Genomic DNA, 25,992 nt, shown 5'->3' on the forward strand with positions numbered 1-25,992 from the left:
AAAACGGGCTCCAGCGCGGCCGCGAGTGAAACGTCAACAGGCCCTAGGGCTTGCTGTGATGCTTACTCTTGCCCACCGAAATAACGGTTGTAGATCTCGTCGTAAGTGCCGTCTTCTTTCACTTCAGCCAGGGCTTCGTTGAACTGCTCAGCGAGTGCTTCGTCGCGTTGACGGAACGCGATACCAAAGCCATCACCAAAATACTCTTTAGGTTCGGTGAGCATCTCGCCGACAACAACGTAGTTGCCTTCTTCGCTATCCAGTAACGTGGACTTACCGACTGGGTAGTCGAGGAACAATATGTCCAAACGCTCGGACTCCATGTCCAGCACCATGTCATCGGCGGTAGAATAGCGGTTGATGTCGGCGACATCGCCATACATGTCGGTGACGTAATTGTCCTGCAGAGTGCCGCGCTGAACGCCGATAGTCATGCCGGCGAGCGACTCTTCATTGGTTGCATCAAGGTCGGTGCCTTCAGGAGCAAACCAGGCGGACGGTGGGGTGATGTAGGGGTCAGAGAACAGCACTTGCTCGCGACGGTCATCATTGATCGTCATGGAGGACATAATAGCGTCGTATTTACGTGCCATGAGACCCGGGATAATGCCGTCCCAGCCCTGTACAACCCATTCACATTCAACGCCGATACGCTCGCAGAGGGCGTTGCCCAGGTCGATATCAAAGCCGGTCAGCTCGCCATCCGGCGTGCGATATTCCATCGGCTCGTAAGGCACATCAACCCCGATACGTAGTTGGTCTTCTTGCGCCTGGGCGGCGCTTGCTGCAACGGCTAAGCCTAGCAGTGAGACGGACAGCAGTTTTTTCATTATGTATCTCCTTGGAAGCAGAGTTCATCTAAGCAACCACCGCCTAATGATGGCGTTGACCACGTTAGTCACAGGTTGCGTTGTGATGATCATTAATAACTTATCCTAACTCGGCGTTGACGAAAAGCGCTTGATGATTCGTAAACCAACGTTTGTTTCACACTAGGAGTTCTGTGGCTGTAGATGTGCGAGCAGCTTTTTCTCTAGATAACGAAAGAGATACAGGATGGTGAAGGTTAAACACAGGTATATCGCTGCCACAAACAAGAATGCGTCAAAAGGTGCATAAAAACGCGCATAGACAAAGCGCGCCGCGCCGGTCAGGTCCATAATCGTCACTACGCTGGCAATAGCGCTGGCATGTAGCATGAAAATGACTTCGTTGCCGTAGGCCGGCAGTGCGCGACGAAAAGCGCTGGGGATAATAATGCGCCGCATGGTCTGCTGAGGTGACATGCCATAGGCACGAGCCGCTTCAATTTCACCTTTCGATGTAGACTTAATCGCGCCGCGAAAAATCTCGGTCGTATAGGCGGCGGTGTTGAGGGTAAATGCAATGAGTGCGGGAACGAACGGTTCTTCAAGTATCACCCATAGCCAGCTTTCTTGGATTCCGTCCACAAACACCACGCCGTAATAAATCAGGTAGAGTTGGATGAGTAGCGGTGTGCCACGAAAAACATAGGTGTAAGCAAAAATAGGCCACTTAATCCAGGCGTGTTTTGAACCACGCCCAATGGCAAGGGGTACCGCAGCGATTAAGCCAATGACCAGCGATAAAAAGACCAGTTGCACCGTGGTGGTCAGCCCATCGCCATAGTAGGAAAGCGTTTGCAGCGTGAAAATACTGTTCTCGGCAAGCTGATTTTCGAGCCATGTCATGAAAGCGGTCATTAGTCTGCCTCCCCATAGCCAATGTTGTAGCGTTTTTGCAGACGAGCAAAGATCCATTCCGAAACGCTGGCGATGAGCAGATAGATAAGCGCGACAATAATCATGAAAGTGAAAGGTTCGCGCGTCGCTTTAGAGGCTTCTGAGGCGACACGCACCATATCAGAAAGCCCGATTACCGAGACCAGTGCTGTGGTTTTGAGCAGTACCATCCAGTTGTTGGAAAGGCCAGGCAGTGCATGGCGCATCATCTGCGGAAAACGGACGCGACGAAAAACCAGCCCATCGCTCATGCCATAGGCTTTACCTGCTTCGATTTGCCCATTATCGACCGCCATAAAAGCGCCGCGAAAGGTTTCCCCCATATAGGCCCCGAAGATTAGCCCAATGGTGACAACGCCCGCGACGAAGGCATTAATATTGATAAAAATATCGATATCGAAGGAGTAGTAAAGCCAGTCGGTGATCATGTTGACGCCAATTTGGCCACCGAAAAAAAACAGCATCATCAACACGAGGTCGGGCACACCGCGAATAAGTGTGGTGTAAAGCGTGGCAAGACGATGAGCTAACCAGTTGCGCGACATCTTCGCGCTGGCGGTCAGTAGCCCTAAAATAATCGCTAAAATCAGCGACAACACCGCTAATTGGATGGTGACGCCAGCCCCTTCGATCAGCCGGGGGCCATACCCTTGTAAATCAATCATGGTCAGCCTCGCGGATCAGTAATTAGGTGCCAGGAATTGCTGCAGGCGCGGTGATTGCGGGTTGCCTAACACTTGATCGGGCGGGCCAGCCTCTTCCACCAGGCCCTGGTGAAGGTAAATCACTTGGCTAGAGACATCACGGGCAAACCCCATCTCGTGAGTCACCACGACCATGGTGCGCCCCTCTTCAGCGAGGTCGTGCATGACTTTCAATACGTCACCGACCAATTCCGGGTCAAGGGCGGAGGTGGGTTCGTCAAACAGCATCACTTCTGGATCCATCGCCAGTGCGCGGGCAATAGCGCCGCGCTGCTGTTGCCCGCCGGACATCTGTGCTGGGTAGGCGTTGGCGCGGGCCGTTAAGCCAACCCGATCGAGCAGTGCATGGGCATGCTCCAAGGCTTCTTTTTTGGGTTTTTTCAGCACATGAATCGGCGCTTCGATGATGTTTTCGAGCAGCGTCATGTGGGCCCACAGGTTAAAGCTCTGGAACACCATGGAGAGCTTGGCGCGCATTTGTACCACCTGCTTCCAATCTTCAGGTTCGCGGCCGTGCTTCGTGGTCTTAAAGCGAATGGGTTCGCCATGGACAATGAGGTCGCCATCGTCGGGCTGTTCAAGCAAGTTCATGCAGCGCAAAAAAGTACTTTTACCCGATCCAGAGGCACCAATCAGGGTAATCACATCGCCCTTTTGGGCTTGTAATGAAAGACCTTTCAGAACTTCCGTATCGCCAAAGCGTTTTTTAATATTACGCACTTCAAGGGGAGTAGGCGTAGCGGCCATATCATTGGCTCCAGTACAGAGTTGCCGCAGCAACAAGTGGGTTTGTTTGATGCGGCTGGCGCGAAAAAGGGGCGATTCTATCAGGCTGGGCGCATTATGCGCGCTTTCCTTCTAACATTATGCACTCGACGATAGTCGTATCGACGTCGAGGGTCCTGTTGTCGCCTCACCATTGTTATTGTCTTGGCTAAAGTAGATCCTGCTTGGGGGGTTAAACGATAGGCGCCACCAACAGCGCGGCACGGGCGCCCACCTCTACTTGTGCGTTAGGAAACACCACATGAAGGGGCGTATCGCCTACCCGAAACTCACCCGACTTACCGTCTTGGGCCAGCAGAGTGCCGGGCTCAAAGCGGCTGAAGTTGGCTGTGTCCTCGGCAAAACAGAGTGTAAAGTCCTCCGAGTGACGCATTAATTCGTGTTGAACCTGGAAAAACTGCATTTGCGTGGCGGGCTGATTGGGTGGCGTATGTCCTTCACTAAGCGCGGTGAGTAGTGTACGCATCGGTTGTAATGATGCCATATCGTTGTGGCCAAAAGGCGCTACCCGCCCTAGCTCAAAGGTAAATGCCTGAGCGGCGTGATAGTGCTTGCTGTAGTGGGAGAATGTCCAGCTGTGCTGATGTTGGTGCAGCACCGCCTGCATACCCGCCGCCGCCAGCCAGCCCCACTGCTCAGCATCGGTGGAGGATTCGGCAAAAGGCTCCACTACAAAACGGGGGTAGCGGCTATCCCGAATTGCGGTATGTAGGTCGTAGTGCAGTTTGGGGCGCCCGGCATGGCGGGCATAAAAACTATCCACCGCGGCCATTAATTGCCTGGCGCGATCTGGCTCCTCGCCCTTGGCGGCTAGTTCGCGGCTAAACAGCCGGTTTAAATTGGTGGTAAGGAAACGCTGCTGCGCCTTAAGCGCGGGCAGGTTGCCTAAAATCACCAGCACAGGAGCGCCGAGCGATATGCTGCCCGCTTCTACGCCGCTTAACCATTCACCCACCAGTTCAACCGGTGCGGTTTCATTGCCATGGATCGCCGCTGAAAAAATGCACGTGTGGGCGCTTTGGCTTACCGTGTTAGGGGTGAGCTCCAAAATACCAGGCGCATGCAAATGATAAGTGCCGCTGGCGAAGACGCCTTGGCTGGCGGTGGGGAGTTGCCCATCAAGCGACCAGTCGAGCCATTGGCCTAGCATTGTCGCTCCTCAGTTAACTGTTTTGAGTATCGTTGTCAGTATAAAAGCGAGCCTAGGTTTACCACGCTGGGCGTATGCCACAAGCCCGCAGGTCGTTCGCGTGTAAAAGCCTAGCGTATTCGTGAAAAAGCGTCTTCATGAAACAAGCGGAAGCTGAAAAGTGGCTTTATTTAATCGCTAACAGCAAAAAACGCCCATGGGGTGCATGAGCGTTTTTCAATTTGTTCATCACGTTACGCTGAACGCTGGCGCTGCATTTCTTCCTGGTACTCGCTAGCAAGCGATGTCTTTTGTTTATCTTGCAGGCCACGGCCCGCCAGCTGGAAAACCTCTTGCTCTTCTTCATCCAGGTGGTGCGTGACTAAATCCTGGAGCTGTTTGGCGTGGGTCAACCAGTGAGTTGCACTGTAGTCAGTTTCATCAAGCAGTTCTAAAAGCTCATCAATTTCATGATGTTCGGCAACGCTATGGCGGGCTTTTTCCTGAGTCAGGTCGATTGACATCATTGGGATATAGAGCGCCCGCTCTTCGGCAGCGGCGTGATAATGCAGCTCTGCCCGTACCTGCTGATACAGTTTATCTCGCTCATCGCTGTCTCCATGTGTTTCAACTAAGCGGGCGAGCAGGTCGCGCTGAATATCGTGATCCTTGCGCAGGGCTTCAAAAATCGTCATTCCAGACTCCTTGGATACGTTTGATGTAGGCAAGTCAAAAGCTAGTGGTGGTTGGCGTAAAGTGCAAGATGGCGTTCGTCGATGAAATCGACGCCCACGGACGAAAACATTCGCTTTTTTCTATGCTTGAGTGCGCTATGTTGTGTTTACTACTTATTAGGCGACGCCCACTTTAGGCGACGCTCACTGCACTACTCATAACTGCACTATTCATAAGTGAAGGAGATAGTAATGACAAAGGTACTGGTACTTTATTATTCCATGTATGGCCATATTGATACGCTGGCTCAGGCCGTGGCAGAAGGCGCAAAGGGTGTGAGCGGTGTTGAGGTGGCGGTGAAACGCGTTCCTGAAACCATGCCTGAAGAGGCGTTCAAGAATGCAGGCGGTAAGCAGGATTACGACACGCCGGAAGCGACGCCTCAAGAGCTTGCCGATTACGATGCGATCATTTTCGGTACGCCCACCCGCTTTGGGAATATGGCCGGTCAAATGCGTACCTTCCTGGATCAGACCGGTGGCCTGTGGGCGAACGGTGCTCTGCGTGGCAAAGTCGCTAGCGTGTTCACCTCTACCGGTACTGGTGGCGGCGATGAGATGACCATTACCTCTACTTGGACCACACTTGCCCACCACGGTATGGTGATTGTGCCGATTGGTTACGGTCTCGAAGAGCAGTTTGATATTTCTAAAGTGAGCGGCGGTACGCCTTACGGCGCCGCAACCATTGCTGGTGGTGATGGCTCACGCCAACCTGACGAGCGTGAGCTGAAAATCGCCCGTTTCCAAGGCGAGTTGGTCGCAAAAACGGCGGCTAAACTGGCCAGTTAATTAGTTTACTAGCCAAGACATATACGAGTCAGCCAAGTAAAAGCCTCGCCGGATATATCCGGCGAGGCTTTTTTTGGGGTTGGGATATTGTGGCTGGGATTATAGTTTTACTATGCTCCGCGTGCCGCCGTGTAAATTGTGTAGACGGATTGACTGGCCGTCATAAATAGTCGATTGCGGCTCTTGCCCGCAAAACACACGTTCGAGCAGACTTCGGGTAGCAATACTCGGCCCAGCAAGGTGCCTTCCGGTGAGAAAACCACTACTCCGTCGATACCTTCACCACCATTGGCGCTTGACCAGATATTGCCATCCACGTCACAGGCCATGCCGTCGAAAATAGTGTCTTCGCTGGTCACGATAACTTGCCGGTCGCTGACACTGCGACCATCTTCACCCAGCGACCAGCAAATAATTCGCGCGGGTTCGTCGAAATGGGTGGGGGCACTGTCACTGGCGTAGAACCCTTCGCCATCCGGCGTTAATACAATACCGTTTGGCTTATAAATATCGTCGGTCAGCATGATGGGCTCATCCAGGCTGTCATCGACGTAATAGATGGCCGTTTCTAGCTCCAGGTCTCGTTTTTTGCCCTCGTAGTCGAAGTGAGCACCATAGCCTGGATCAGTGAAGATCACTCCACCCGAGGGCAGTGCCACCACGTCATTAGGGGCATTGAGCGGTTTGCCCTGATAGCGCTCTGCGAGCACCGTTGTGCTGCCGTCCCACTCGTAGCGTAAAACGCGTGAGGGATAGTGCTCGCAAGCAATTAGCCGCCCCTGATGATCGAAGGTATTACCGTTAGAGTGGCCGACATTGTCTCTCAATACGCTGACTTGACCAGTGGATTCGTCCCAGCGCATCTGCTTGGCACGAGGTATGTCGCTGAAAACAACATAACGACCTACGGCGTTCCATGCTGGCCCCTCTGTCCACAGACCTCCACTCCAGTGGCGTTCTAGAGGACTGTTAAAAATCATGTAATCACTAAAGCGGGAATCTTCGACTTTCCAGGCATCGATTGGGTATCGTTCCGGGGTGGAACCTTGTGAGCTCTGCAAAGCAAAAAGCTGGGGCGATGTGCCAACAGCGGCCAGGGCGGCCGATGCCGAAAGGAACTGACGGCGTCCAAGTTTCATAGCATTGTCCTGATGGTTGTTTGTTGATGTTGTTATGAGCGAAGTGAAACTGATGTTTCTTCCACCCTCAGGACAAATGTAGAACATAAGCGATTAAAAAACATACATTGGCTGCCCGGTTGGATTCAACCAGACAGCCAATCTTTATGCCATATGTGTGTCAGTGCGAAATAGCGTTGGCAATCGCCTTGCCTAGGCTTGCAGTGGTGCCTTCTCCACCCACATCGCGGGTAAGTACGGTGGCATCCCCTTCGCTCAATACTTCCTCAATGGCCGTGACTATTGCGTCACCGGCTTCTTTGTAACCGAGGTGCTCCAGCATCATGGCGCCTGACCAAATTTGACCGATAGGGTTGGCAATACCCTTACCGGCGATATCCGGCGCGCTGCCGTGTACTGGCTCGAACAAGCTCGGAAAGTTGCCTTCAGGGTTGATGTTGGCTGAAGGGGCGATGCCTATCGTGCCGGTGCAGGCGGGGCCGAGATCAGAAAGAATATCGCCAAACAGATTGCTGCCCACGACGACATCAAACCAATCCGGGTGGAGAACGAAGTTGGCGGTAAGAATATCGATATGAAATTTATCCACCGCGATTTCAGGGTAGCCCTTCGCCATTTCGACCACACGTTCATCCCAATACGGCATAGTGATTGAGATGCCGTTGGACTTGGTCGCAGAGGTGAGCTTTTTACGCGGGCGAGTTTGGGCCAGTTCAAAAGCGTATTTCAATACGCGGTCTACGCCGGTGCGGGTCATGACCGTGTCTTGAATGACCACTTCACGGTCGGTGCCTTCAAACATTTTGCCACCAACGCTGGAGTACTCGCCTTCAGTGTTCTCACGCACCACGTAAAAGTCGATATCGCCGGGTTTACGGCCTGCTAGCGGGCTTTTAATGCCGGGCATGAGCTTGCAGGGGCGCAGGTTGATGTACTGATCAAAGCGGCGCCGGAATTGCAGCAGTGAGCCCCACAGGGAAATATGGTCGGGTACTTTGTCGGGCCAGCCCACCGCGCCATAAAACAGCGCATCAAAACCTTTTAACTGCTCAAACCAATCATCCGGCAGCATTTTGCCGTGTTCCAGGTAGTAGTCGCAGCTGCCAAACTCAAAGGTGGTGAACTCAAGATCAAGATTAAAGCGCTTGGCGGTCGCTTCAAGGGCGCGGATGCCTTCAGGCATGACTTCGGTGCCGATGCCGTCACCGGCGATAATGGCAATACGGTGGGTCATAGTGGTTCCTTACCTTGTTAGTTACTTTTTATGCTTGTGAGTCGTGAGTCGTGAGTCGTGAGTCGTGGGTCGTGAGTCGTTAATAGTAAATAGAGTGTAGCGGCTATTTTGGTGGAGATAATCAGGCTACTATTCAAGTTATTGTTGCGTGAAAGTGCAGAATGACTGAGGAGCGATATGGCGCACCTGGATGATTTGGCGTTTTTTCAGCACTTGGCGCGGGCGGGAAGCCTGACGGGGACTGCTCGCGAGCTGGGGCTATCGCTCTCGGCGGTAAGCAAGCGGCTAAAACAATTGGAGGCGCGCCTGGGGGTAGAGCTAGCTGCTCGCACTACGCGGCGGTTGACGCTGACCGCAGAGGGTGAGCGCTACTTGGCCCGTGGCGCGCTGATTTTAGATGAGTTGGATGAGCTGGAAAATTCACTGGGTGAGGGAGTCGATCAGGCGCTTAGCGGACGTTTGCGGGTAAACGCCACTTTTGGCTTTGGGCGCCGCCATATTGCGCCACTGCTGTCCCGCTTTTGTGCCGATCACCCCGAGGTGGAAGGGTGGTTGGAGTTAACCAATTTTCCGCTCAATCTGAGCGATCACGGCTTTGATATTGGTATTCGCGTGGGCGAGCCACCGGAGTCGCGCTTGGTCGCTCGGCGTATTCTGGCCAATCGGCGGGTGCTCTGCGCGTCGCCTGCTTACATTGCCCAGGCGCCGTCTTTGCAAGTACCGGCAGATTTACAGCAGCACGCTTGTTTGGTGATTCGCGAGAACGACAGTGATTTCCCCCTCTGGCGCTTTGAACAAGTCGCTCAGTCTGCCAAAGGACTGCCTGGGCAGACACAGTCGATAAAGGTCAGCGGTCGATTAGCCAGCAACGATGGAGAGGTCATTACCCGCCTGGCCTTGGACGGCCACGGTGTCATGCTGCGCTCCTGGTGGGACGTTAACGAGCACCTTGCCAGTGGCGCATTGGTAGCGCTATTGCCAGGCTGGCAGGGGGTGCGGGCAGATTTTTATGCGGTGTTTGAACAACGTCGCCATGTGCCCGCCCGGCTGCGCGCTTTTATTGACTATGTTCAGCGAGAGATAGCGGGGCGGGTACCAATATTGCCTGAAGGGAGCTAATCAGAAGCTGCTTATCGGCTAGGACAAGCCTCGCTTTGGTTAACATCAATCAGCTCTTCAGTAGGGAACTCCAGCTCGGCTGCTCGCTGACGCAGGCGTCCTTCTGTCGCGCTATCCATTTCCGCTGTACGTGAAAGTATCCACAGGTAGTCGCGGTTAGGGCCTGCCACTAACGCCCACTGGTACTCCTCATCCAGCTCAAGGACGTTATAGCCGCCGTAAAAGGGGCCAAAGAAGCTTACCTTTAAGCGCCCAACGCTTTCATCGTCAATAAAGTAGGCGCGGCCTTCAGCCTCATCCCACTCTTGCTCTTCAAGGTTGTAACCACGGTTGATTACTCGAACACCGCCATCATCGCGCAGGCTGTAAGTAGCGGTCACGCAATCAAGACCGCGTTCAAAGGAGTGATCCAGGCGGGCAATTTCGAACCACTGACCCAGGTAGCGGTCTAGCTCAAAGTCTGTTACTGGCTGCGTGCCATCCGGAATGCCAGTGCAGCCGGTGAGTAGGGTCATACTAACGATGCTGCTTCCTAGCAGGGTTTTCATTAACGCGCTCCTTGGCGATGATTCGCGGGTGATCGACTATGGTTAGTGCTATCTGTTGCTATTTTGCCATACAGCAGGAGAAGGCGGTGATGGAGTGTTTTCGTTTACATAACAAATAAAGGAGTGTGTATGTGGTGCCAACAAGAGATTCATTTGCCCGAAATGGCGCGCGGCTTTCATTTGATTACGGATGATGTGGCCCGCGCACTGCCTTGTTTAAGTGACTGCCAGGCTGGCATGCTGCATTTACAGCTGATGCACACTTCTGCCTCGTTAACGCTCAATGAGAACACTGATCCAGATGTGCGCCACGATTTAGATGCTTTTCTGCGTCGACTGGTGCCCGAAGATTTACCCTATTTCCGCCACACCCTGGAAGGGCCTGATGATATGCCCGCCCATGTAGCCGCCAGCCTGCTGGGTACACAGCTAACGCTGGCGGTGCGCGATGGACGCCTGGCTTTAGGTACCTGGCAGGGCATATGGCTGGGAGAACACCGCAATCAGGCTGGGCCACGTCGATTACTGGCCACCCTAAACGGGTGTGAAGCGCGCTAGCTTGGCGCGCCACCTCGACTCAGCGTTGCTGTATAGTGGTTAATAACCTCATATTATCTTTGAAAAAGCGCTTTTAAATGCCACGACGCTCCTTTCTTCGCCTTTCCCGACAGCGCAGGTTGCGGCTGTTCTTTTTTCTTAATCTTGCTCTGGTGACTGGGCTAATTGCTCACCAAATTTGGTTGTATGTAGCAGAACCCAAATTTGAGTCGGTGCATACCCTTGAGGTGGCGAATATTCGCGAGGTGTTGAAGGAGCGAACCGACTATCGCTTTGCGGTGGTGGGCAATATCAATAACTCGGTGAGCGTGTTTCAAAAGGAGATTGTGCCGCTCATCAATCAGAGCGGCATCGACTTCCTGATTTCCGCTGGGAATGCCGTCAATAGTGGGCAGCAGGAGAGCTACCAGGCGATTTATCAGAGTCTGGAGCAGCTCAATGTCCCTTACTTACTCACCTACGGTGAAAATGAAGATAGCGATTTCGGTAGCTATCTGTTTTACGAATATTTTGGGCCGCACTTTTACTCGTTTGTAGCGGGCAATAGCCACTTTATCTTTCTTGACGGTACCGGCAAGTCCTCTACCTCCTGGCAGCTTGATTGGTTGGAGCGTGAGCTTACGGCCTCAGAAACACAGCATCGGTTTCTATTTGTTGGTTTGCCGCTGCACAACGTAGTGAGCGACGCGCCGCTGTTTGAAGCGGACAATTATCTCAATGATTCTCGCTTAGCCGATGGCATTATGGCGCTGGCAGAGGAGCATGACGTTGACACCGTATTTTCCGCCAACTTAACGCTCTTTTCCCAGCAGACGATTAATGGCGTGGATTACGTGACCACCGGAGGCGCGGGAGGCATCCTCATCGATGCCGATAGTAGCTTTCACCACTACGTCATCGTCAATGTAGAGGGTGAGAATGTCGCTATTGCGCCGGTGCGATTAAATGTGGATAGCCCTGGCTGGTGGCGGATGGTGAGTAGTGTGGCTTCCACGGTGTATGCGTTTTTCTACGTTAGCTATACGCGGTTTTTGCTGATTGTGGGTATGTTGACGCTGCTCGCACTGCGCTTATATCGGCTAATTTTCGAAGATCGCGACTACTATCCTGATTTTGATATCGACCCAACGCCTTTTCTGGGTAAATCTCTGCGCGTAGCGATGATCTCTAATAACTACTTTCCTTTTGTATCGGGGGTATCGGTCTCGGTGGATCGCCTGCGCAATGGCTTATGTGATCTAGGCCACACCATCCAACTGTTAGTGCCGCGCTACCGAGAAACGTGGCAGGACGACAGCTCAATAAAACGCATCCCCACGCTAATGGCATTTGGGCAGAAGGGCGAGTTCCGGTTAACCAATCCGTTCAGTGCGCGTTTTCGTCGTTGCCTGCGTGGGTTTAAGCCGGATGTTATTCACGTTCATCATCCCTTTTGGCTCGGCTCCATGGGCCTGTTTATGGGGCGTCGGCTCAAGGTGCCAGTGATCTACACCTATCACACCCGCCTGGAGCACTATGCCCACTTCGTGCCGTTGCCCGGTGCGCTGTTCCGTAATTTGATTTCCCATACCCTGATCAAGCGCTTCTCTAATCGCTGCCAAGGAGTGATTGTGCCGACTTACTCCGCCGAGGAGTATCTGCGCATGATTGGCGTGAAAACACCCTCGCTGGTACAGCCCACAGGCATTGATGTAGCACGCTTTTCACACGTTGAGGAGAGTGAGTTGGAAGCGCTGCGCGAGCAATTAACTATCGACCCTGCAAGTAAAATATTGATCAGCGTCTCGCGGATTAGTAAGGAGAAAAACATTGGCTTTATGCTGGAAGCCCTCGCCGAGCTTCAGTCACAGGGGCATGATGATCTTCATCTGCTACTGATTGGTGATGGGCCAGACCGGGAGGCGATTCAAAACCAAATCGATACTTTGAAACTGACCTCGCAGGTCACCCTGGTCGGAGCGGTGCCGCCGGAGCGCATGGCGCTTTATTACCATCTAGGCGATATATTTGTGTTTGCTTCGACCTCAGAAACCCAGGGTATGGTGATTCTTGAAGCAATGTCGGCGGGGTTGCCCGTCGTGGCGGTGCGCTCCAGCGGTATCGATGATGTGGTGCGCCAAGGGGTCAATGGGTTCAAAACACCGCAAAATCGTCAGGCCTGGGGGCAAAGGGTGGTTGAGTTAAAAGATAACGCTGAGCGACGCCGGGAGTTGGGTAAGCAGGCCAGCCACTTTGCTGAGGAGTTTGATATTGCCAACTTTGCCTCAGCGGTGGCGGGCTTTTACGCCGAAGTGCTGGCCAAATATCACTCGCCTTCGCGGTGAGGCTGTTTTTTTGCCGCTTGGCGGCGGTTAGCATAGCGCTTAAGGCCTATTAACAAGCTAACGCCAGCCGCTAGCCCGACAGCCGCTAAGATGATTTCTTTGGTCGAGGCAGCGGTGAACAGTGCGCCTAGCTGGCTGCCCAATAAGATCACCGCTGCCAGCCCCGGTACGATGCCCAGGGTGGAGCCGATCATATAGTCGCGAAACTTAAGGTGAAAAGCGCCCGCCAGCATATTGGTGAGCGTGAACGGGGCGAGTGGCAGCAGGTTAATCACCGTCATGGTGCGAATGCCGCGCTTGGATAAGTAACCCGATAGGCCACGCAGATGACGCCCGCCATAACGCATAAGCGCCTCACGGCCTAACCAGTGGCCTACCCAGTAAGACACAATCGAGGAGGTCAATGTGCCCAGCGTGGCGTACACCAGCCCCCATATCGGGCCAAACAGTAAGCCAGTCACCACCACCAGTAGGCTAAGTGGAAACATCACCAGCAAGGCGCTGGCATAAGTGGCCATTACCGCAGCAAACATCCAGGGCGCGGTACGCCACTGGCGAATGTAAGCGATAAACTCGCTAAGGCGCGCCTGGGTGAGTAGGTCGTAGCGCTGCAGTACCTGCCACATGACGCCCAGCAGCACGACGATTACCAGCAGGCCTACGCCCTTACCCAATGTCCGCGACATGCCCACTCCCAACGGCTAAAAAAGCGCTAGCATACGCTAGCCGTCCAATGGGATGAAGGCGCTTTTCCATTAAGTGCAGTTGTTAATCAGCGGTTTATTAGTTGTTGAGCTGGGCTTCAATGACCGGCCAAGCGGGGTCGCCGTCAGTGGTGGTGACGTCTGCCAACATTGCTTCAATGCGTTCTGGGTGGTCGTTGATCCACTGTTCGGCGACGTCGGCAAGGTCTTGCTCTTCCTGGCCAAACGCCTGGATCATCCAGCTCTGCTCTTCAGCCGAAAAGGTAAACTGCTCAAAGAAGGTCACTACGTTGGGGGTGGCTTCAGCGTAGTCACTGCGCAGCAGCGTCAACACATCGCTTTCACCGTTGTTCTCACCGAACAGGTCTTCAGGATCTTCCAGGTAGCGCATGGGCAGCTCAAGGTTCATCCAGTGGGGCGTCCAGCCTACCCAGACAATCGGTTCCTCACGGGAGATGGCGTCACGTGCAGCGGAAAGCATGCCCACTTCACTGGTATCGACTACCTGCCAGTCACCTAGACCCCAGGTGTCGTTGTCAATGGCGTTGTGAAGAATCTCACTGGCAGCAGAGCCTGCGCCGAAGCCATAGATTTCACCCTCGAACTGCTCGCGATTTTCGTCTAGATCAGCAAAGCTCTGAATGCCACTCTCATACAGATATTCCGGCACCGCCAGGGTCATTTGCGCACCATCGACGTTATTCGCCACGTCAATCAGTACACCCGACTCCTTGCGGGGATTGAACATCTCACGCTGGGCGGGCAGCCAAGCCCCTAGAAAGGCGTCGATATCGCCGCTTTCGATACCCTGGTAAATCACCTGTAGGCCGATTTCCTGGGTGCTGGTTTCGTAGCCGAGTGGGTTTAATAGCTGTTCGGCGATAGCTGTTTTTACTGTAATGCCGGGCCAGGCGGGCACACCGAAATCGAGGGTTTGGTCGTCGGCGTGAGCCGCCGAGGCAAATAGCGCGGTAGTGGCGAGGGCAATGCCTGAGGCGAGAGGCTTGAGGTGTGTCATAGGATCTCCTTGCTAGGTTTTTGTCTGATAGGTGTTGTTGTTAAACAGTGATTATTGAATACCGCTAAACGTTACGGGCCAGCACGCGGAGGCGTGAAGCCAGCATGTCGCGGTCTAAATAGGTGCCCTGTAAATGGCGTGCGCCGCTGTTGGGATCGAACTCGCGCCGTCCGTGGAGTACGCGACGATTATCAAAAGCGACCATTTGACCAGGGCGAAGGGTGAACTCTAGCTGGTGCGCTTCGCTGTGGAACAGCTTCCACAATAGAGCGTAGGCGCTGTACCAGGCGTCCATCTGCTCTACTGGTAGGTGAAGGGCATCGCGAATCCAGTTATTCAGGCGCATCTCAACCAGATTGCCTGCGCTATCCAGAGTGATCACCGGTGCCCGCATTGAAATATCGTGGGTTTCATCCTGAAAGCGAAAATCAATCGGTGTTTCGCTAAGAATCGTCAGCGCTTCTGGAGACTCCTGGCGCAGAGCTTCTACGACCCGAGCGCCATCAGCAAATAACGATTCGCCGCCGCTGGCACCGTTTTGCAGGCAGTAGAGCAACTGAATGTCTGGCGGTTGGCGCCAGTTGGGTAAATCGATATGCAATGGCAACCCTACCGCGGTATAAGCCGCGTTGTTGGGATTGGGTTTGGAGCGCACATCAAAGCGGGCGCCAAAGTTGGTGGCGCGCAGGGGGCCAATACGTTCAGCTAAGCGGCTTACTTCCTCTTCTACCAATGGGCCGTCGGTAATCAGTGCCAGCCCGTCGCGTAGCATGGCGGTTAGCCAGGCTTTCTCGCCTAGAGGGGTTAAAAAATCGCTATGGCTGATGTGCTCGGGAGTGAAGTTATCGACCCAAGGCTTAGCGTTGGGTACCGCAGAAGTCAGCTCGGCTTCCGGGCGGCGCTGGTAAAGCCAGCCGCTATGAAAGGCACTGACATGACCATCTTGCCATTGCAGGTGTAAGTGCCCATCTAGCAGAGCAACGCTGGGTGGCTCAGTGATGGGTTCAAGCGGCAGGTAGAGCCTTTCCCGGGTCTGCGGATGCCGGCAGGCCGGGCAGGCGCAGTGGTCGCGCAGCCAGAGCAGGGGCAGAGTGGTTTTTTGACCATCTAGCCACTCAAGGGCAATGCCATTGTGGGCAAGCGTCGCTTGAGTGAGTACCGGGCCCGCTTGATAAGGACTTAATTCGCCCATCTCAGGGGTGTTTGCATGGGGGGGCGTTAAGGTGGTCTCTGCTGTGCTGTTCATTAAAACTCCGATTCGCTCCCTCTGTGGCATTACGTAGGGGTGTGCGTTTGTGACAACCAGGATGCGGAGTAGCCGCAGCAGTGACAAACGATTAATCTGACCCCTAAGACATCATTTAATTTATAGGTCTCTTTTTCATGAGCCAATTACCGCCATTGTTATGGCTACAAGCCTTTGAATCTGCGGCGCGTACCTTAAGCTTTACCGCTGCAGGCAATGAGCTTGGGGTTACCCAAGCGGCCATCAGCCAGCGCGTCAGGCTGCTGGAAGACCGGGTGGGGCAAAAGCTCTTTGTTCGTCATGCACGCAGCTTAACGCTTACCCCCGCTGGGCAGGCGTGGCTGCCCAGCATTCACGATGCGTTTGTGCGTATTAGTGAGGGCACCCTGGAGGTCTTTGGCAGCACCTCTGAGCAGCCAGTGACGCTGCGTGCCACGCCGGTTATTCAGCAGTCGTGGCTGGCGCCGCGTTTAATTGCCTTCCACCGGGCTCATCCCCAGGTGTCGATTCGTGTAGTAAGTGCTATCTGGCCCGATGACTTTGGCCCCGAAGGGGCGGATATCGAGATTCGCTATGGCAAAGGGGAGTGGACGGGCGTTGAAATGCAGCCGCTAGGCGAAGAGCAACTGCTGCCCGTTTGCTCGCAGGCGTTAGCGGACACGCTTACTGCGCCGAGCGATCTGGCTGGGCATACGCTGCTGCACGCTGTCGGTTTTGGGGTGGGGTGGCCGGGGTGGCTGCAGGAAGCGGGGGTTGCTCACCTGGAAGCGCAGTGCTGGTCGCTCACTTGCGATAACCAGGTGATGACACTGGCGCTTGCTAGCCAGGGCGGTGGCGTTGCGTTAACTCACCGACGCTTAATGGAGCAGCGTAGCGATTTGGTGGCGCCTTTTGAGCTCAGTGTGCCCAGCGATGAGCGCTTCTGGTTGGTTCGCCCTAGCCGGCGCCACGTTAGCGACGAATCCGAGCTGGTATGGCGGGGGCTTTGCGATTCAATGTGATAAGTGGTTATTGCTGTTTTAAAGTCTTTTCACCAATTTCCTTGCCATTTTGGTGCAGCCGTGAAAAATGATGCGCTTTCATTGTTTAAAAAGGCGTGATCTTCATGGACTTTACTCTCCCTCCGTTGCTGACATCGCTGGTGGATCGCGGCAACGGCTTGCTCTGGGGCAGCGTGCTGATTTATCTGCTGATTGGCGCGGGTCTCTATTTTACTGTGATGACACGCGGTATTCAGCTGCGCTATTTCGGCCATATGTTTAAGCTGCTGGGCAGCTCCCGACAATCAAACGGCGGTATCTCTTCGTTTCAAGCGCTCTCAACCAGTCTGGCGGCCCGAGTCGGTACCGGTAACCTGGCGGGTGTCGCGGTGGCTATTTATTTTGGTGGCCCTGGGGCCATTTTCTGGATGTGGATGACCGCAATGGTTGGGATGGCGACCAGTTTTGTGGAGTCCACCCTGGCTCAGGCGTACAAAACAGACCACGGCGACAACACCTTCCGTGGCGGCCCTGCGCGTTATATTGAGCGTGGTTTGGGCTTGCGCTGGCTGGCTGTGCTGTTCTCTATCTGTTTGATCATTGCCTTTGGGTTAGCGTTCAACAGCGTTCAGGCCAACTCTATCGCCCAGGCCATGGAACAGGCGTTCGCCATTCCCACCTGGGCCATGGGGTTAGTTTTGATGGCTGTTGTGGCGCCGATCATCTTCGGCGGTTTGAAGTCGATTGCCAAGGTGGCTGAACTGGTGGTTCCGCTTATGGCGCTGCTCTACTTAATTCTGGCGCTGGTGGTAGTCGGGTTGAATATCAGTGACTTGCCCGCAGCGATCATGACCATTGTGCGCAGTGCATTTGGCTTTGAGCAGGCGGCCGGTGGGGCAGTAGGCTACGCGGTATCCCAGGCGATTATGAACGGCATTCAGCGCGGGCTGTTTTCCAATGAAGCGGGGATGGGCTCAGCGCCCAATGCCGCGGCCACGGCCTCTACGCGGCCAGATCATCCTGCTGCCCAGGGCTTTATTCAGATGCTCGGGGTGTTTCTGGATACCCTAGTGATCTGTACGGCCACGGCGGCGATCATCATTATGGCGGGGCCGGAGCTGATGGCGGGCGATGAGAACAACGGCATTCAGTTGACCCAAATGGCGCTTTCCAGCCATGTGGGCGATTGGGGTGGTATGTTTATCGCGGTGGCGATTCTGCTGTTTGCGTTTACCTCGGTGATTGCCAACTACTCCTACGGCGAGTCAAACATTGAGTACCTGGCCGGGCGCCGCGCCCCGGTTGCCGTGTTTATTTACCGCTTAGCGGTGCTGGCGATGATTATGATTGGTTCGGTGGCAAGCCTGGGGGCGATTTGGAACTTCGCCGACCTCTCTATGGGTATGATGGCTATTATTAACCTGGTCGCTATTCTGCTTCTCTCGCCAGTAGCTTTCGCACTCTTCCGCGACTACGAAGCGCAGTTGAAAGCGGGCAAAGAGCCTGTGTTTGATCCCAGCCTTTTTCCCAAGCTGGTTAATAAAGTCGATCCCAAGGCCTGGCCCAAGAAGTAATCAAGCTTAAGAAAACGAGCTATAGTCATCTAATCCACTGGCTGTGCCCCGCTTCGCATTTTGCGTCGCGGGGCTTTTTATTTTATTGGCCGTCGCATGATTCGATTTAATCGAATATAAGTCGGAAAACGTTGCGCTTTTGCTTATTAGAAAGCGCCGTAGAATAGCTTCCAATCCTTCCGTGTACATTTTGGAGCTTTCAATGACGACTCGTGCCCTGGTAATTACCTCTTCTATTCTGGCTGAAAACGGCCAATCCATTGCGTTGGCTAATCGCTTTATCGAGCAGGCGAGCGCCCGCAACGATGTAAACGTTACTCAGCGTGACGTGGTGAAAACCTCGCTCCCTCACCTGGATATTAGCGAACTGGGGGCTTGGCAGGTGGCGGCCGCAGAGCGTACCGCTGAGCAGCAGGCGTTAGCCGCGCGCTCGGACGAACTGCTGACTGAGCTGCGCACCAATGATGTGCTGGTCATTGCGGTACCGATGTACAACCTGGGTATTCCTTCACAGCTGAAGGCGTGGTTTGACCGTGTTCTGCGTGCAGGTGAAACGTTCCGCTATACCGAAAACGGCCCGCAAGGGTTGGTAGAAGGCAAGCGAGCGATTATTCTGGCAGCGCGGGGTGGTCAGTACGCGGGTACGGAATTTGACAGCCAAACACCACACCTGAAAGCCATGCTGGGGCTGATGGGAATTAAAGAGGTTGACGTGGTCTATGCTGAAGGGCTGAATTTGGGTGAGCAGCAGCGCGAAGCTGCAATAAAAGAAGCTTTCCAAGCGATCGATCAACTGGTTGAGGGGCTTTAAGCACATTCAGAAGTGCCCTCAAGAAATAAAAGGATAGTCACATGGCTCGGCCGGAATTACTCGAACAGATTTACACTATTGTCGATCAAATTCCGCCGGGCCGGGTGACGACCTATGGCCGCATTGCCGCCATGACCGAAGGTGCTACCCCACGCATGGTAGGTTCGGCAATGCGCCACCTGCCGGATGGCCACCAGTTGCCTTGGCATCGCGTGATCGCATCGTCTTTGAAGCTTGCCGATCACGGTGGCGCCGAACGCCAGCATCGTAAGCTACGCGATGAAGGGGTGTTGTTTGATGCCAAAGGCCGAGTGCCCGCGCACCTCGTCTGGCCTGATTAAGCTGCTGTCATTGCGAGGAGCTTGCGACGAAGCAATCTAGGCAGATGTGGCCATAACCCCGAGATTGCTTCGCTTCGCTCGCAATGACATGTGAGGGTGCGTTCGCAATGACATTAGCGGAATCTGACGCGAACACAACCACGCCGCCCAATTTGGGCGGCGTGGTTGTATTTATGAATTGCGTTGGTGAGCCTTCTCGCGATTCACCATTCACCATTCACCATTCACCATTCACCATTCACCATTCACCATTCAATCCTCCAAATTAGCACCCGATTTCCACGACCAGTCGCGCCAGCGTAGGTCAAACAGATCCTTGCGGCGGTCTTTAAGGTTGGTCACCGAACCCTCGGCACGTACCACCGTTAGGCGAGTGAGATCCAAGTCCGAGAAGAAGATCATCTCGGTATTGGGTGTGGTTTCCGCCAGCACTGCATCGTGGGGAAACGCGAAGTCAGACGGCGAGAACACCGCTGATTGGGCGTACTGGATATCCAGGTTTTCAATCGAAGGCAGGTTGCCGACGCTGCCGCAGAGCACCACGTAGCACTCATTTTCGATCGCCCGCGCTTGACTGCAATGGCGCACGCGCAGGTAACCGTTTTTGGTGTCGGTCCAGAAGGGCACAAACAGAATGTCCATATCCTGGTCGGCCAGCAGTCGGCCCAGTTCCGGAAACTCCACGTCGTAGCAGATCAGGATGCCCACGCGGCCAGCGTCGGTATCGAACACCTGTAGCTCATCGCCGCCCTCGATCACCCAGTCGCGACGCTCTTGAGGCGTAATATGCAGCTTGGCCTGGCGCTCAACGGTGCCGTCACGATGGAAGAGGTAGGCGATGTTGTAGAGTCGGTCATCGTCACCCACTTCAATCATCGAGCCGCCGACAATATTGATATTGTAAGAGACCGCCATCCGCGACAGTTCAGACTTAAAGCGTTCGGTGAAACCGGCCAAAAAGCGAATCGCGCCCATTTGATCCTGCTGGGCGGCGCGGTCTTGGAGGCCCATCAACGGCGCGTTGAATAGCTCAGGGAAAACGGCAAAGTCACTTTGATAGTCGGAGAGCGCGTCTACGAAGTACTCGATCTGCTGAAGCGCGGCTTCCACCGATGAAAACTCACGCATCTGCCACTGCACCGCACCCACCCGTACTTGGGTCGGTTTGTTGTCGAGCACACTGGCAGCGGGCTCAAACAAAATGTTGTTCCACTCCAACAGGGTGGCGTAACCGCGAGACTGCTCATCTTCAGGCAGGTATTTGCGCAGTAGGCGCTTTACCTGAAAATCGTTGGCCTGCTGGAAAGAGAGAATCGGGTCGTAGATCTCTTTGCGCGAGACTTTATCGATGTATTGGGCAGGCGTGAGTTCATCGGCGTGCTGGTGATACTCAGGAATACGCCCACCGGCTAAAATCGCCCGTAGGTTCATTGAGCGACATAGCTCTTTACGCGCTTCGTAAAGGCGGCGGCCCAGGCGATAACCGCGGTAATCTGGGTGAATCAGCACATCCAGCCCGTACATGGCGTCGCCATCCTCGTCATTGAGGATGATCTCGCGATGGCCAATCAGGTCATCGTACTTATGCGGGTTGGAAAATTCGTCGTAATCCACCTGAACGGTGAGTGCTACGCCCACCAGAAGGCCATCGTCTTCAATGGCGATTTGGCCGTCGGGGAATTCCTGAATTAATTTGTCGATGGTGTGCTTCGGCCATGACCCGCCGATATCGTGATAGACGGCGTCCATCAATGCCTTGAGCTGATCGTAGTCATCGCTCATTAGGTTGCGCAGATTAAGATGCAGTTCTTCCAGGGACATATCAGGGCTTCCCAGCGTTAGAAATCGACGGCCATTCTAGCATTATCGGGCGCTGCTCGGCTTATCCGAGGTTAAACCACGTGCTAACGGGCGTGTCAGCGTTTGCGCCATGATGACACCCGCCAGAATCAGCAGCCCACCGGTAAAGTGGAACCCTGCCACTTGTTCACCCAAGAAGGCCATCGCAATCAGTGCGCTAAACAGTGGCATTAGGTTGATGAAAATACTTGATTGATTGGCACCGATCTGGCGAACTGCGCGCATCCACAAAAAGGTGGTGATGATCGAGGCAGGAATGCCCGCGTAGACAATCAGGCCGATATTCTGACTATCAATAGGTGTCATTGGCCCCATCAAATAAGGCGGTAACAAGAACAGCACCGCAAAACAGACTTGGGCGTAAAGCATCACCCAGGGCGGTAAATTCATCGACCAGCGTTTGAGCATCACCCCATATAGCGCGTAGCAAGTGGCTGCTACCACCATCAGCGCATCACCAAGGGCAACCTCTAGCTGTAGCAGCGAGAGCGGATTACCACGCCCTAGCAGAACGGTAACCCCCACGAAGGCCAGCACGCCGCCCACGATGCCACCCAGGGTCGGCGGCTCGCGAAGAATCAGCGCGCTCAGCAGTACCGTTAACAACGGCACCATGGCGGCGAGAATCCCCATGTTGGTAGCGGTCGTCGTTTCTGCCGCCACATAGGCCAGCCCTTGCCATAGGCCCATGCCGAGTAGTCCAAGCAGCGCTAGCTTGGGCCACTGGCGGCGAATTTCGTCGCGGTGGCGTAACGCTGCGGGGAGTACAAACGGGGTCATCACCGCAAGGGCAAGCAGCCAGCGTAAAAAAGCGATACTGCTTGGCGCGATGGCGCCTACGCTAAGCTGATTAATGGTCATATTGCCCGACCAGATAAGCACGGTGGCGAGTGGCGGCAAAAAATACATCAAGGGCATAGCAACGGTTCCTTATCGTTAGCCGGGTAATGTGACGCGAATTTGCACGCTGGGCAAGGGGGAGGAGAACGGCAAACCTGGCAATATTCAGATAGGTAAAGGTCTGTACGTTGCGGCGAGTATGTCATACGCTTGTTTGAATGCGTTTTAACACTGTTACTAATAATACCAAGGAGTACCGTGATGACCCGTGCGCCCGCCTATCCGCACCTTTTCCGCCCGCTGACCATTGGCTATTTAACGTTGCCCAATCGCGTTTTGATGGGCTCTATGCATACCAATTTGGAAGAGGCGCCCAATGGCTTTGAACGCTTAGCGGCATTTTATGCCGAGCGTGCGCGGGAGGGGGTTAGCCTGATCGTCACCGGCGGTATTGCCCCTAATGCGGAAGGCGCCGTATTCCAGGGCGCCCACGCGCTCGTTGATGAGGCGCAGTTGCCAGAACACCGCCAGGTGGCAGACGCGGTGCATGCTGAGGGCGGTCATCTGTGCATGCAGATTCTTCATGCCGGGCGCTACGCCTACTCGCCGGATTTGGTAGCACCTTCGGCTATCCAGGCGCCGATCAATCCCTTTATGCCTAGAGCACTTTCTAGCGATGAGGTTGAGCAACAAATTGCTGACTACGTTCGCTGTGCAAGCTTAGCCAAACAGGCGGGCTACGATGGCGTTGAGATCATGGGGTCAGAAGGTTATCTGATCAATCAGTTTATCTGCCAGCGTACCAACCAGCGTGACGATGAGTGGGGCGGGGCGTTTGAAAACCGGATGCGTTTTGCCGTTGAGATCGTGCGCCGTGTTCGCGAAGCGGTGGGTGAACGATTTGTGATTATCTTCCGCCTCTCGATGATTGATTTGGTCGAAGAGGGCAGCACCTGGGAAGAGGTCGTCACGCTGGGCCAGGCGATCGAAGCCGCCGGGGCGAACGTGATCAACACCGGTATCGGTTGGCACGAAGCGCGGGTGCCCACCATTGTAACCAGCGTGCCCCGCGCTGCCTTTACCGAGGTGACCCGGCGGATCAAATCAGCACTATCGATTCCGTTGATTACCACCAACCGTATCAATATGCCTGAGGTAGCCGAGCGCGTACTGGCGGCGGGCCACGCGGATATGGTCTCCATGGCGCGGCCTTTCCTGGCGGATCCTGCCTGGATACGCAAAGCCGAAGAGGGCTTGGCTGAAGAGATCAATACCTGTATCGCCTGTAACCAGGCCTGCCTGGATCACACCTTTGCCGGAAAGCTGACCTCCTGTTTGGTCAACCCCCGTGCCTGTCATGAAACCGAACTGGTGATAGAGCCCGCGCAAACCCCTAAACGCGTCGCCGTGGTGGGTGGCGGCCCGGCGGGGCTGGCAACGGCTGTGACAGCCGCTAGCCGCGGACATAGCGTGGTGCTGTTCGAACAGCGCAGTGAGCTAGGCGGGCAGTTTAACTACGCGCGTAAGATTCCTGGCAAAGAGGAGTTTAATGAAACCCTGCGCTACTACCGGGTGATGCTGGAGAAATATGCGGTAGAAGTACGTCTAAACACTACGGCAAGCGCAGAAACCCTCGCCGATTTCGATGAGGTGGTCATGGCCACCGGCGTTAAGCCCCGGGAACTCAATCTTCCAGGTCACGACCACGGCAAGGTGTTGAGCTACGCCGAAGCGATTGAATCTCCCGAGCGTGTTGGGCGTAAAGTAGCGGTGATTGGCGCGGGAGGTATTGGTTTTGATGTGTCCGAACTGCTGGCCCACCAAGGCCACCCAGCCTTGGACATTGCTGACTGGTGCGATGAGTGGGGCGTTGATTTGGCAGTCGGCAAGCGGGGCGGTTTAAAAGCGCCGACAGCGCCCATGGTTCCCCGCGAAATTGTCATGCTCCAGCGTAAAACTTCCAAGCCTGGCAAGTATCTGGGGAAAACCACCGGTTGGGTTCACCGCGCATCGCTTAAGCAGCGGGGAGTGAAAACTCTCACCGGCTGCGAATACCTTAAAATGGACGACGAGGGGCTGCATATTCGCCGCGATGGCGTTGACCAAGTACTTGCCGTGGATAGTGTGGTGGTGTGCGCCGGACAGGAGTCAGTGCGTGATCTGCTGGCGCCGTTGGAGCGCGCACGGGCGGTGGTACATATAATCGGCGGCGCGGATGAAGCCAGCGAGCTGGATGCCAAGCGGGCAATTGAGCAGGGCACTCGATTGGCCGCTAGCCTATAGGCTGGATAGAGTAAATTTCATAAATCCCCATTCACCATGTTCGAGGGCAGGTTGAAGCGAGGGTCTTTCGCCATGGATGGCGAAAGTAGCGTCCATGGACGGATTCACAGCGCCCTCGCGGAAACCTGCCCTCGGCCACCGACGTGTCCCGAGATAGTTCTGTGTAGGTGAGTTGAGCGGGTGACGTTAGCCCATAAATGGCGATAGACTAAATGACTAATCTAGTTATTAAGAATAGCTAGATATTAAAGGCGCGAGTGGCACCCAGCTCGCGCCGTTCGATCGCCAGATAAAAGGACTGTCGTCATGACCTCGGAGTGTAGCCCGCGTTTTTTAGCCAGTGATAACACCTCCGGTATCTGCCCGGAGGCGATGGAATATCTACTAGAAGCCAATCGTTGCGATGACTTGGCCTACGGTAACGATCTCTGGACAGCCCGTGCCGCGGATCGCTTTCGCGAGATGTTTGACTACGACTGCGATGTCTTCTTCGTTTTCAACGGCACCGCCGCCAACTCCCTGGCACTCTCTGCAATGGGACGCAGCTACCACAGCGTTATTTGCCACGAGCTTGCGCATATCGAAACCGACGAGTGCGGCGGTCCGGAGTTCTTCTCTAACGGAGCGAAGCTGCTGACCTCTCCGGGGGCCAATGGCAAGCTGACGCCGGAAGGCATTGAGGCTCTGGTAACCAAGCGCAGCGATATTCACTACCCAAAACCCAAAGTGGTATCGCTCACGCAAGCCACCGAAGTGGGCACGCTCTACTCCCGGGAAGAGCTCATGGCGATTCGTGCCATTGCCGATAAACATGACTTGCGCCTGCACATGGACGGCGCCCGCTTTGCCAACGCTTGCGCCAGTCTAAATGCCACTCCCGCAGAAATTACCTGGCAGGTGGGAGTGGATGCGCTGTGTTTTTCGGGTACCAAAAACGGCTTAGCGTTTGGCGAAGCGATTCTGTTCTTTAACCGTGAATTAGCCGAAGATTTTTCCTACCGCTGCAAGCAGGCAGGGCAGTTGGCTTCCAAGATGCGCTTTGTCTCAGCGCCGTGGTTAGGGCTACTAGAAAGTGGTGCCTGGTTAACCAACGCACAGCACGCCAACGAGATGGCGCGCTACCTATCGGAAGGGCTGCAAGCGCTACCCGGCGTATCGCTCATGTTCCCTACCCAAGCCAATAGTGTGTTCGTTGAATTGCCGCCCCACGCTATTGAAGCGTTGAAAGCTAAAGGCTGGACCTTCTATACCTTTATTGGCGCAGGTGGCGCGCGTTTTGTATGTGCGTGGAACACCACCGTTGAATTGCTGGATGGTCTATTGGCCGATATTCGCGCGGTACTTGAGCGTTAAAGCCGTCAGTTACTCTCTTTTTTGCCGCTGTTGGGCGCTTTTGACCTAGTGATGTCGCTGCCTAAAGCAGCGACATCACTGCTTTAGCGCTTTGCGTTTATTTGAGATGCTTGGACTAACGCAACTATTCGTCTGAATAATTCTCTTATCTA

General features: G+C 54.5%; 24 protein-coding genes. 10 read left to right on the forward strand and 14 right to left on the reverse strand.

Annotated elements, in window-relative coordinates; translation table 11 throughout:
• Positions 1-62: 62 nt before the first annotated feature.
• The 6 genes from HALA3H3_RS16540 to HALA3H3_RS16565 all read right to left on the reverse strand — a co-directional run bounded on the left by HALA3H3_RS16540 (position 63) and on the right by HALA3H3_RS16565 (position 5,077).
• Positions 63-830, reverse strand: coding sequence for a transporter substrate-binding domain-containing protein (locus tag HALA3H3_RS16540; protein WP_009287639.1), 768 nt, complete (start codon positions 828-830; stop codon positions 63-65).
• Between the two features lie 162 nt (positions 831-992).
• Entirely contained in the window at positions 993-1,724 is a 732-nt protein-coding gene (locus HALA3H3_RS16545) for an ABC transporter permease (RefSeq protein ID WP_022522697.1), read from the reverse strand.
• On the reverse strand, positions 1,724-2,428 hold the full coding sequence (locus HALA3H3_RS16550; protein WP_008958949.1) for an ABC transporter permease: 705 nt from the start codon (positions 2,426-2,428) through the stop codon (positions 1,724-1,726). Before HALA3H3_RS16550 ends, HALA3H3_RS16545 begins: the two co-directional genes overlap by 1 nt.
• 15 nt (positions 2,429-2,443) lie before the next feature.
• On the reverse strand, positions 2,444-3,214 hold the full coding sequence (locus HALA3H3_RS16555; RefSeq protein ID WP_022522698.1) for an ABC transporter ATP-binding protein: 771 nt from the start codon (positions 3,212-3,214) through the stop codon (positions 2,444-2,446).
• Between the two features lie 211 nt (positions 3,215-3,425).
• Complete coding sequence (locus HALA3H3_RS16560; protein WP_022522699.1) at positions 3,426-4,403, reverse strand: succinylglutamate desuccinylase; 978 nt, start codon at positions 4,401-4,403, stop codon at positions 3,426-3,428.
• Between the two features lie 233 nt (positions 4,404-4,636).
• Positions 4,637-5,077 (reverse strand): hemerythrin domain-containing protein, encoded by a 441-nt coding sequence (locus HALA3H3_RS16565; RefSeq protein ID WP_022522700.1) that lies wholly within the window; start codon positions 5,075-5,077, stop codon positions 4,637-4,639.
• A 231-nt stretch (positions 5,078-5,308) separates the two neighbouring features.
• Here HALA3H3_RS16565 and wrbA point away from each other — a divergent pair, with 231 nt between their 5' ends.
• Entirely contained in the window at positions 5,309-5,908 is a 600-nt protein-coding gene (wrbA, locus tag HALA3H3_RS16570; protein ID WP_022522701.1) for an NAD(P)H:quinone oxidoreductase, read from the forward strand.
• A gap of 110 nt (positions 5,909-6,018) precedes the next feature.
• On the opposite strand, the gene HALA3H3_RS16575 is transcribed toward wrbA, so the two are convergent.
• Together HALA3H3_RS16575 and HALA3H3_RS16580 are read right to left on the reverse strand one after the other, a co-directional pair.
• On the reverse strand, positions 6,019-7,047 hold the full coding sequence (locus HALA3H3_RS16575) for an SMP-30/gluconolactonase/LRE family protein (protein ID WP_022522702.1): 1,029 nt from the start codon (positions 7,045-7,047) through the stop codon (positions 6,019-6,021).
• 160 nt (positions 7,048-7,207) lie between these two features.
• Positions 7,208-8,281: a tartrate dehydrogenase gene (locus tag HALA3H3_RS16580; protein ID WP_009287642.1), complete on the reverse strand. Its 1,074-nt coding sequence runs from the start codon at positions 8,279-8,281 to the stop codon at positions 7,208-7,210.
• Between the two features lie 177 nt (positions 8,282-8,458).
• Here HALA3H3_RS16580 and HALA3H3_RS16585 point away from each other — a divergent pair, with 177 nt between their 5' ends.
• On the forward strand, positions 8,459-9,400 hold the full coding sequence (locus HALA3H3_RS16585) for a LysR family transcriptional regulator (protein ID WP_022522703.1): 942 nt from the start codon (positions 8,459-8,461) through the stop codon (positions 9,398-9,400).
• Positions 9,401-9,411: 11 nt separating this feature from the next.
• Here the strand turns inward: HALA3H3_RS16585 and HALA3H3_RS16590 are convergent, their stop codons facing one another.
• The gene (locus HALA3H3_RS16590) at positions 9,412-9,948 is read right to left on the reverse strand and encodes a lipocalin family protein (RefSeq protein ID WP_022522704.1); all 537 of its coding nucleotides are present in this window, start codon (positions 9,946-9,948) and stop codon (positions 9,412-9,414) included.
• A 129-nt stretch (positions 9,949-10,077) separates the two neighbouring features.
• Between HALA3H3_RS16590 and HALA3H3_RS16595 the strand changes: the two genes are divergently transcribed.
• Complete coding sequence (locus tag HALA3H3_RS16595; protein WP_022522705.1) at positions 10,078-10,506, forward strand: secondary thiamine-phosphate synthase enzyme YjbQ; 429 nt, start codon at positions 10,078-10,080, stop codon at positions 10,504-10,506.
• A gap of 77 nt (positions 10,507-10,583) precedes the next feature.
• Positions 10,584-12,830 carry a glycosyltransferase gene (locus HALA3H3_RS16600; protein ID WP_022522706.1) on the forward strand — a complete coding sequence of 749 codons (2,247 nt, stop codon included), beginning with the start codon at positions 10,584-10,586 and terminating at the stop codon, positions 12,828-12,830.
• On the opposite strand, the gene HALA3H3_RS16605 is transcribed toward HALA3H3_RS16600, so the two are convergent.
• From HALA3H3_RS16605 to HALA3H3_RS16615, 3 genes are all read right to left on the reverse strand, one after another.
• The gene (locus HALA3H3_RS16605) at positions 12,812-13,516 is read right to left on the reverse strand and encodes a TVP38/TMEM64 family protein (protein WP_022522707.1); all 705 of its coding nucleotides are present in this window, start codon (positions 13,514-13,516) and stop codon (positions 12,812-12,814) included. The genes HALA3H3_RS16600 and HALA3H3_RS16605 overlap by 19 nt on opposite strands.
• 97 nt (positions 13,517-13,613) lie before the next feature.
• Positions 13,614-14,552, reverse strand: a complete 939-nt coding sequence (locus HALA3H3_RS16610; protein ID WP_009287646.1) for an ABC transporter substrate-binding protein — start codon at positions 14,550-14,552, stop codon at positions 13,614-13,616.
• A 64-nt stretch (positions 14,553-14,616) separates the two neighbouring features.
• A complete protein-coding gene (locus HALA3H3_RS16615; protein ID WP_022522708.1) occupies positions 14,617-15,798 on the reverse strand; it encodes a TauD/TfdA family dioxygenase in 1,182 nt (393 codons plus the stop codon).
• 137 nt (positions 15,799-15,935) lie between these two features.
• Here HALA3H3_RS16615 and HALA3H3_RS16620 point away from each other — a divergent pair, with 137 nt between their 5' ends.
• From HALA3H3_RS16620 to HALA3H3_RS16635, 4 genes are all read left to right on the forward strand, one after another.
• The gene (locus tag HALA3H3_RS16620) at positions 15,936-16,799 is read left to right on the forward strand and encodes a LysR substrate-binding domain-containing protein (RefSeq protein WP_022522709.1); all 864 of its coding nucleotides are present in this window, start codon (positions 15,936-15,938) and stop codon (positions 16,797-16,799) included.
• A 104-nt stretch (positions 16,800-16,903) separates the two neighbouring features.
• On the forward strand, positions 16,904-18,352 hold the full coding sequence (locus tag HALA3H3_RS16625) for an alanine/glycine:cation symporter family protein (protein ID WP_022522710.1): 1,449 nt from the start codon (positions 16,904-16,906) through the stop codon (positions 18,350-18,352).
• 202 nt (positions 18,353-18,554) lie between these two features.
• Positions 18,555-19,163 carry an FMN-dependent NADH-azoreductase gene (locus tag HALA3H3_RS16630; RefSeq protein WP_022522711.1) on the forward strand — a complete coding sequence of 203 codons (609 nt, stop codon included), beginning with the start codon at positions 18,555-18,557 and terminating at the stop codon, positions 19,161-19,163.
• Positions 19,164-19,204: 41 nt separating this feature from the next.
• Entirely contained in the window at positions 19,205-19,504 is a 300-nt protein-coding gene (locus tag HALA3H3_RS16635; protein ID WP_022522712.1) for an MGMT family protein, read from the forward strand.
• Positions 19,505-19,756: 252 nt separating this feature from the next.
• Here the strand turns inward: HALA3H3_RS16635 and HALA3H3_RS16640 are convergent, their stop codons facing one another.
• Both HALA3H3_RS16640 and HALA3H3_RS16645 read right to left on the reverse strand, forming a co-directional pair.
• Positions 19,757-21,325, reverse strand: a complete 1,569-nt coding sequence (locus HALA3H3_RS16640) for a bifunctional GNAT family N-acetyltransferase/carbon-nitrogen hydrolase family protein (protein ID WP_022522713.1) — start codon at positions 21,323-21,325, stop codon at positions 19,757-19,759.
• Between the two features lie 42 nt (positions 21,326-21,367).
• The gene (locus HALA3H3_RS16645) at positions 21,368-22,282 is read right to left on the reverse strand and encodes a DMT family transporter (RefSeq protein WP_009287651.1); all 915 of its coding nucleotides are present in this window, start codon (positions 22,280-22,282) and stop codon (positions 21,368-21,370) included.
• A 183-nt stretch (positions 22,283-22,465) separates the two neighbouring features.
• On the opposite strand from HALA3H3_RS16645, the gene HALA3H3_RS16650 reads away from it, so the two are divergent.
• Complete coding sequence (locus tag HALA3H3_RS16650; RefSeq protein WP_022522714.1) at positions 22,466-24,487, forward strand: NADPH-dependent 2,4-dienoyl-CoA reductase; 2,022 nt, start codon at positions 22,466-22,468, stop codon at positions 24,485-24,487.
• A 306-nt stretch (positions 24,488-24,793) separates the two neighbouring features.
• Complete coding sequence (locus tag HALA3H3_RS16655; RefSeq protein ID WP_009287653.1) at positions 24,794-25,840, forward strand: threonine aldolase family protein; 1,047 nt, start codon at positions 24,794-24,796, stop codon at positions 25,838-25,840.
• Positions 25,841-25,992: the final 152 nt, after the last annotated feature.

This window comes from Halomonas sp. A3H3 (genome assembly GCF_000982975.1).
GTDB lineage: Bacteria > Pseudomonadota > Gammaproteobacteria > Pseudomonadales > Halomonadaceae > Vreelandella > Vreelandella titanicae.

What these genes read in the sequence shown, in the direction of transcription:
- HALA3H3_RS16595 (WP_022522705.1), top strand. Translation starts at nt 10,078, where the DNA reads ATGTGGTGCCAACAAGAGATTCATTTGCCCGAAATGGCGCGCGGCTTT.
- HALA3H3_RS16640 (WP_022522713.1), bottom strand. Translation starts at nt 21,325, where the DNA reads ATGTCCCTGGAAGAACTGCATCTTAATCTGCGCAACCTAATGAGCGAT.
- HALA3H3_RS16590 (WP_022522704.1), bottom strand. Translation starts at nt 9,948, where the DNA reads ATGAAAACCCTGCTAGGAAGCAGCATCGTTAGTATGACCCTACTCACC.
- HALA3H3_RS16575 (WP_022522702.1), bottom strand. Translation starts at nt 7,047, where the DNA reads ATGAAACTTGGACGCCGTCAGTTCCTTTCGGCATCGGCCGCCCTGGCC.
- HALA3H3_RS16585 (WP_022522703.1), top strand. Translation starts at nt 8,459, where the DNA reads ATGGCGCACCTGGATGATTTGGCGTTTTTTCAGCACTTGGCGCGGGCG.
- HALA3H3_RS16630 (WP_022522711.1), top strand. Translation starts at nt 18,555, where the DNA reads ATGACGACTCGTGCCCTGGTAATTACCTCTTCTATTCTGGCTGAAAAC.
- HALA3H3_RS16560 (WP_022522699.1), bottom strand. Translation starts at nt 4,403, where the DNA reads ATGCTAGGCCAATGGCTCGACTGGTCGCTTGATGGGCAACTCCCCACC.
- HALA3H3_RS16580 (WP_009287642.1), bottom strand. Translation starts at nt 8,281, where the DNA reads ATGACCCACCGTATTGCCATTATCGCCGGTGACGGCATCGGCACCGAA.
- HALA3H3_RS16625 (WP_022522710.1), top strand. Translation starts at nt 16,904, where the DNA reads ATGGACTTTACTCTCCCTCCGTTGCTGACATCGCTGGTGGATCGCGGC.
- HALA3H3_RS16565 (WP_022522700.1), bottom strand. Translation starts at nt 5,077, where the DNA reads ATGACGATTTTTGAAGCCCTGCGCAAGGATCACGATATTCAGCGCGAC.
- HALA3H3_RS16545 (WP_022522697.1), bottom strand. Translation starts at nt 1,724, where the DNA reads ATGACCGCTTTCATGACATGGCTCGAAAATCAGCTTGCCGAGAACAGT.
- wrbA (WP_022522701.1), top strand. Translation starts at nt 5,309, where the DNA reads ATGACAAAGGTACTGGTACTTTATTATTCCATGTATGGCCATATTGAT.
- HALA3H3_RS16540 (WP_009287639.1), bottom strand. Translation starts at nt 830, where the DNA reads ATGAAAAAACTGCTGTCCGTCTCACTGCTAGGCTTAGCCGTTGCAGCA.
- HALA3H3_RS16600 (WP_022522706.1), top strand. Translation starts at nt 10,584, where the DNA reads ATGCCACGACGCTCCTTTCTTCGCCTTTCCCGACAGCGCAGGTTGCGG.
- HALA3H3_RS16650 (WP_022522714.1), top strand. Translation starts at nt 22,466, where the DNA reads ATGACCCGTGCGCCCGCCTATCCGCACCTTTTCCGCCCGCTGACCATT.
- HALA3H3_RS16615 (WP_022522708.1), bottom strand. Translation starts at nt 15,798, where the DNA reads ATGAACAGCACAGCAGAGACCACCTTAACGCCCCCCCATGCAAACACC.
- HALA3H3_RS16550 (WP_008958949.1), bottom strand. Translation starts at nt 2,428, where the DNA reads ATGATTGATTTACAAGGGTATGGCCCCCGGCTGATCGAAGGGGCTGGC.
- HALA3H3_RS16645 (WP_009287651.1), bottom strand. Translation starts at nt 22,282, where the DNA reads ATGCCCTTGATGTATTTTTTGCCGCCACTCGCCACCGTGCTTATCTGG.
- HALA3H3_RS16605 (WP_022522707.1), bottom strand. Translation starts at nt 13,516, where the DNA reads ATGTCGCGGACATTGGGTAAGGGCGTAGGCCTGCTGGTAATCGTCGTG.
- HALA3H3_RS16655 (WP_009287653.1), top strand. Translation starts at nt 24,794, where the DNA reads ATGACCTCGGAGTGTAGCCCGCGTTTTTTAGCCAGTGATAACACCTCC.
- HALA3H3_RS16610 (WP_009287646.1), bottom strand. Translation starts at nt 14,552, where the DNA reads ATGACACACCTCAAGCCTCTCGCCTCAGGCATTGCCCTCGCCACTACC.
- HALA3H3_RS16635 (WP_022522712.1), top strand. Translation starts at nt 19,205, where the DNA reads ATGGCTCGGCCGGAATTACTCGAACAGATTTACACTATTGTCGATCAA.
- HALA3H3_RS16555 (WP_022522698.1), bottom strand. Translation starts at nt 3,214, where the DNA reads ATGGCCGCTACGCCTACTCCCCTTGAAGTGCGTAATATTAAAAAACGC.
- HALA3H3_RS16620 (WP_022522709.1), top strand. Translation starts at nt 15,936, where the DNA reads ATGAGCCAATTACCGCCATTGTTATGGCTACAAGCCTTTGAATCTGCG.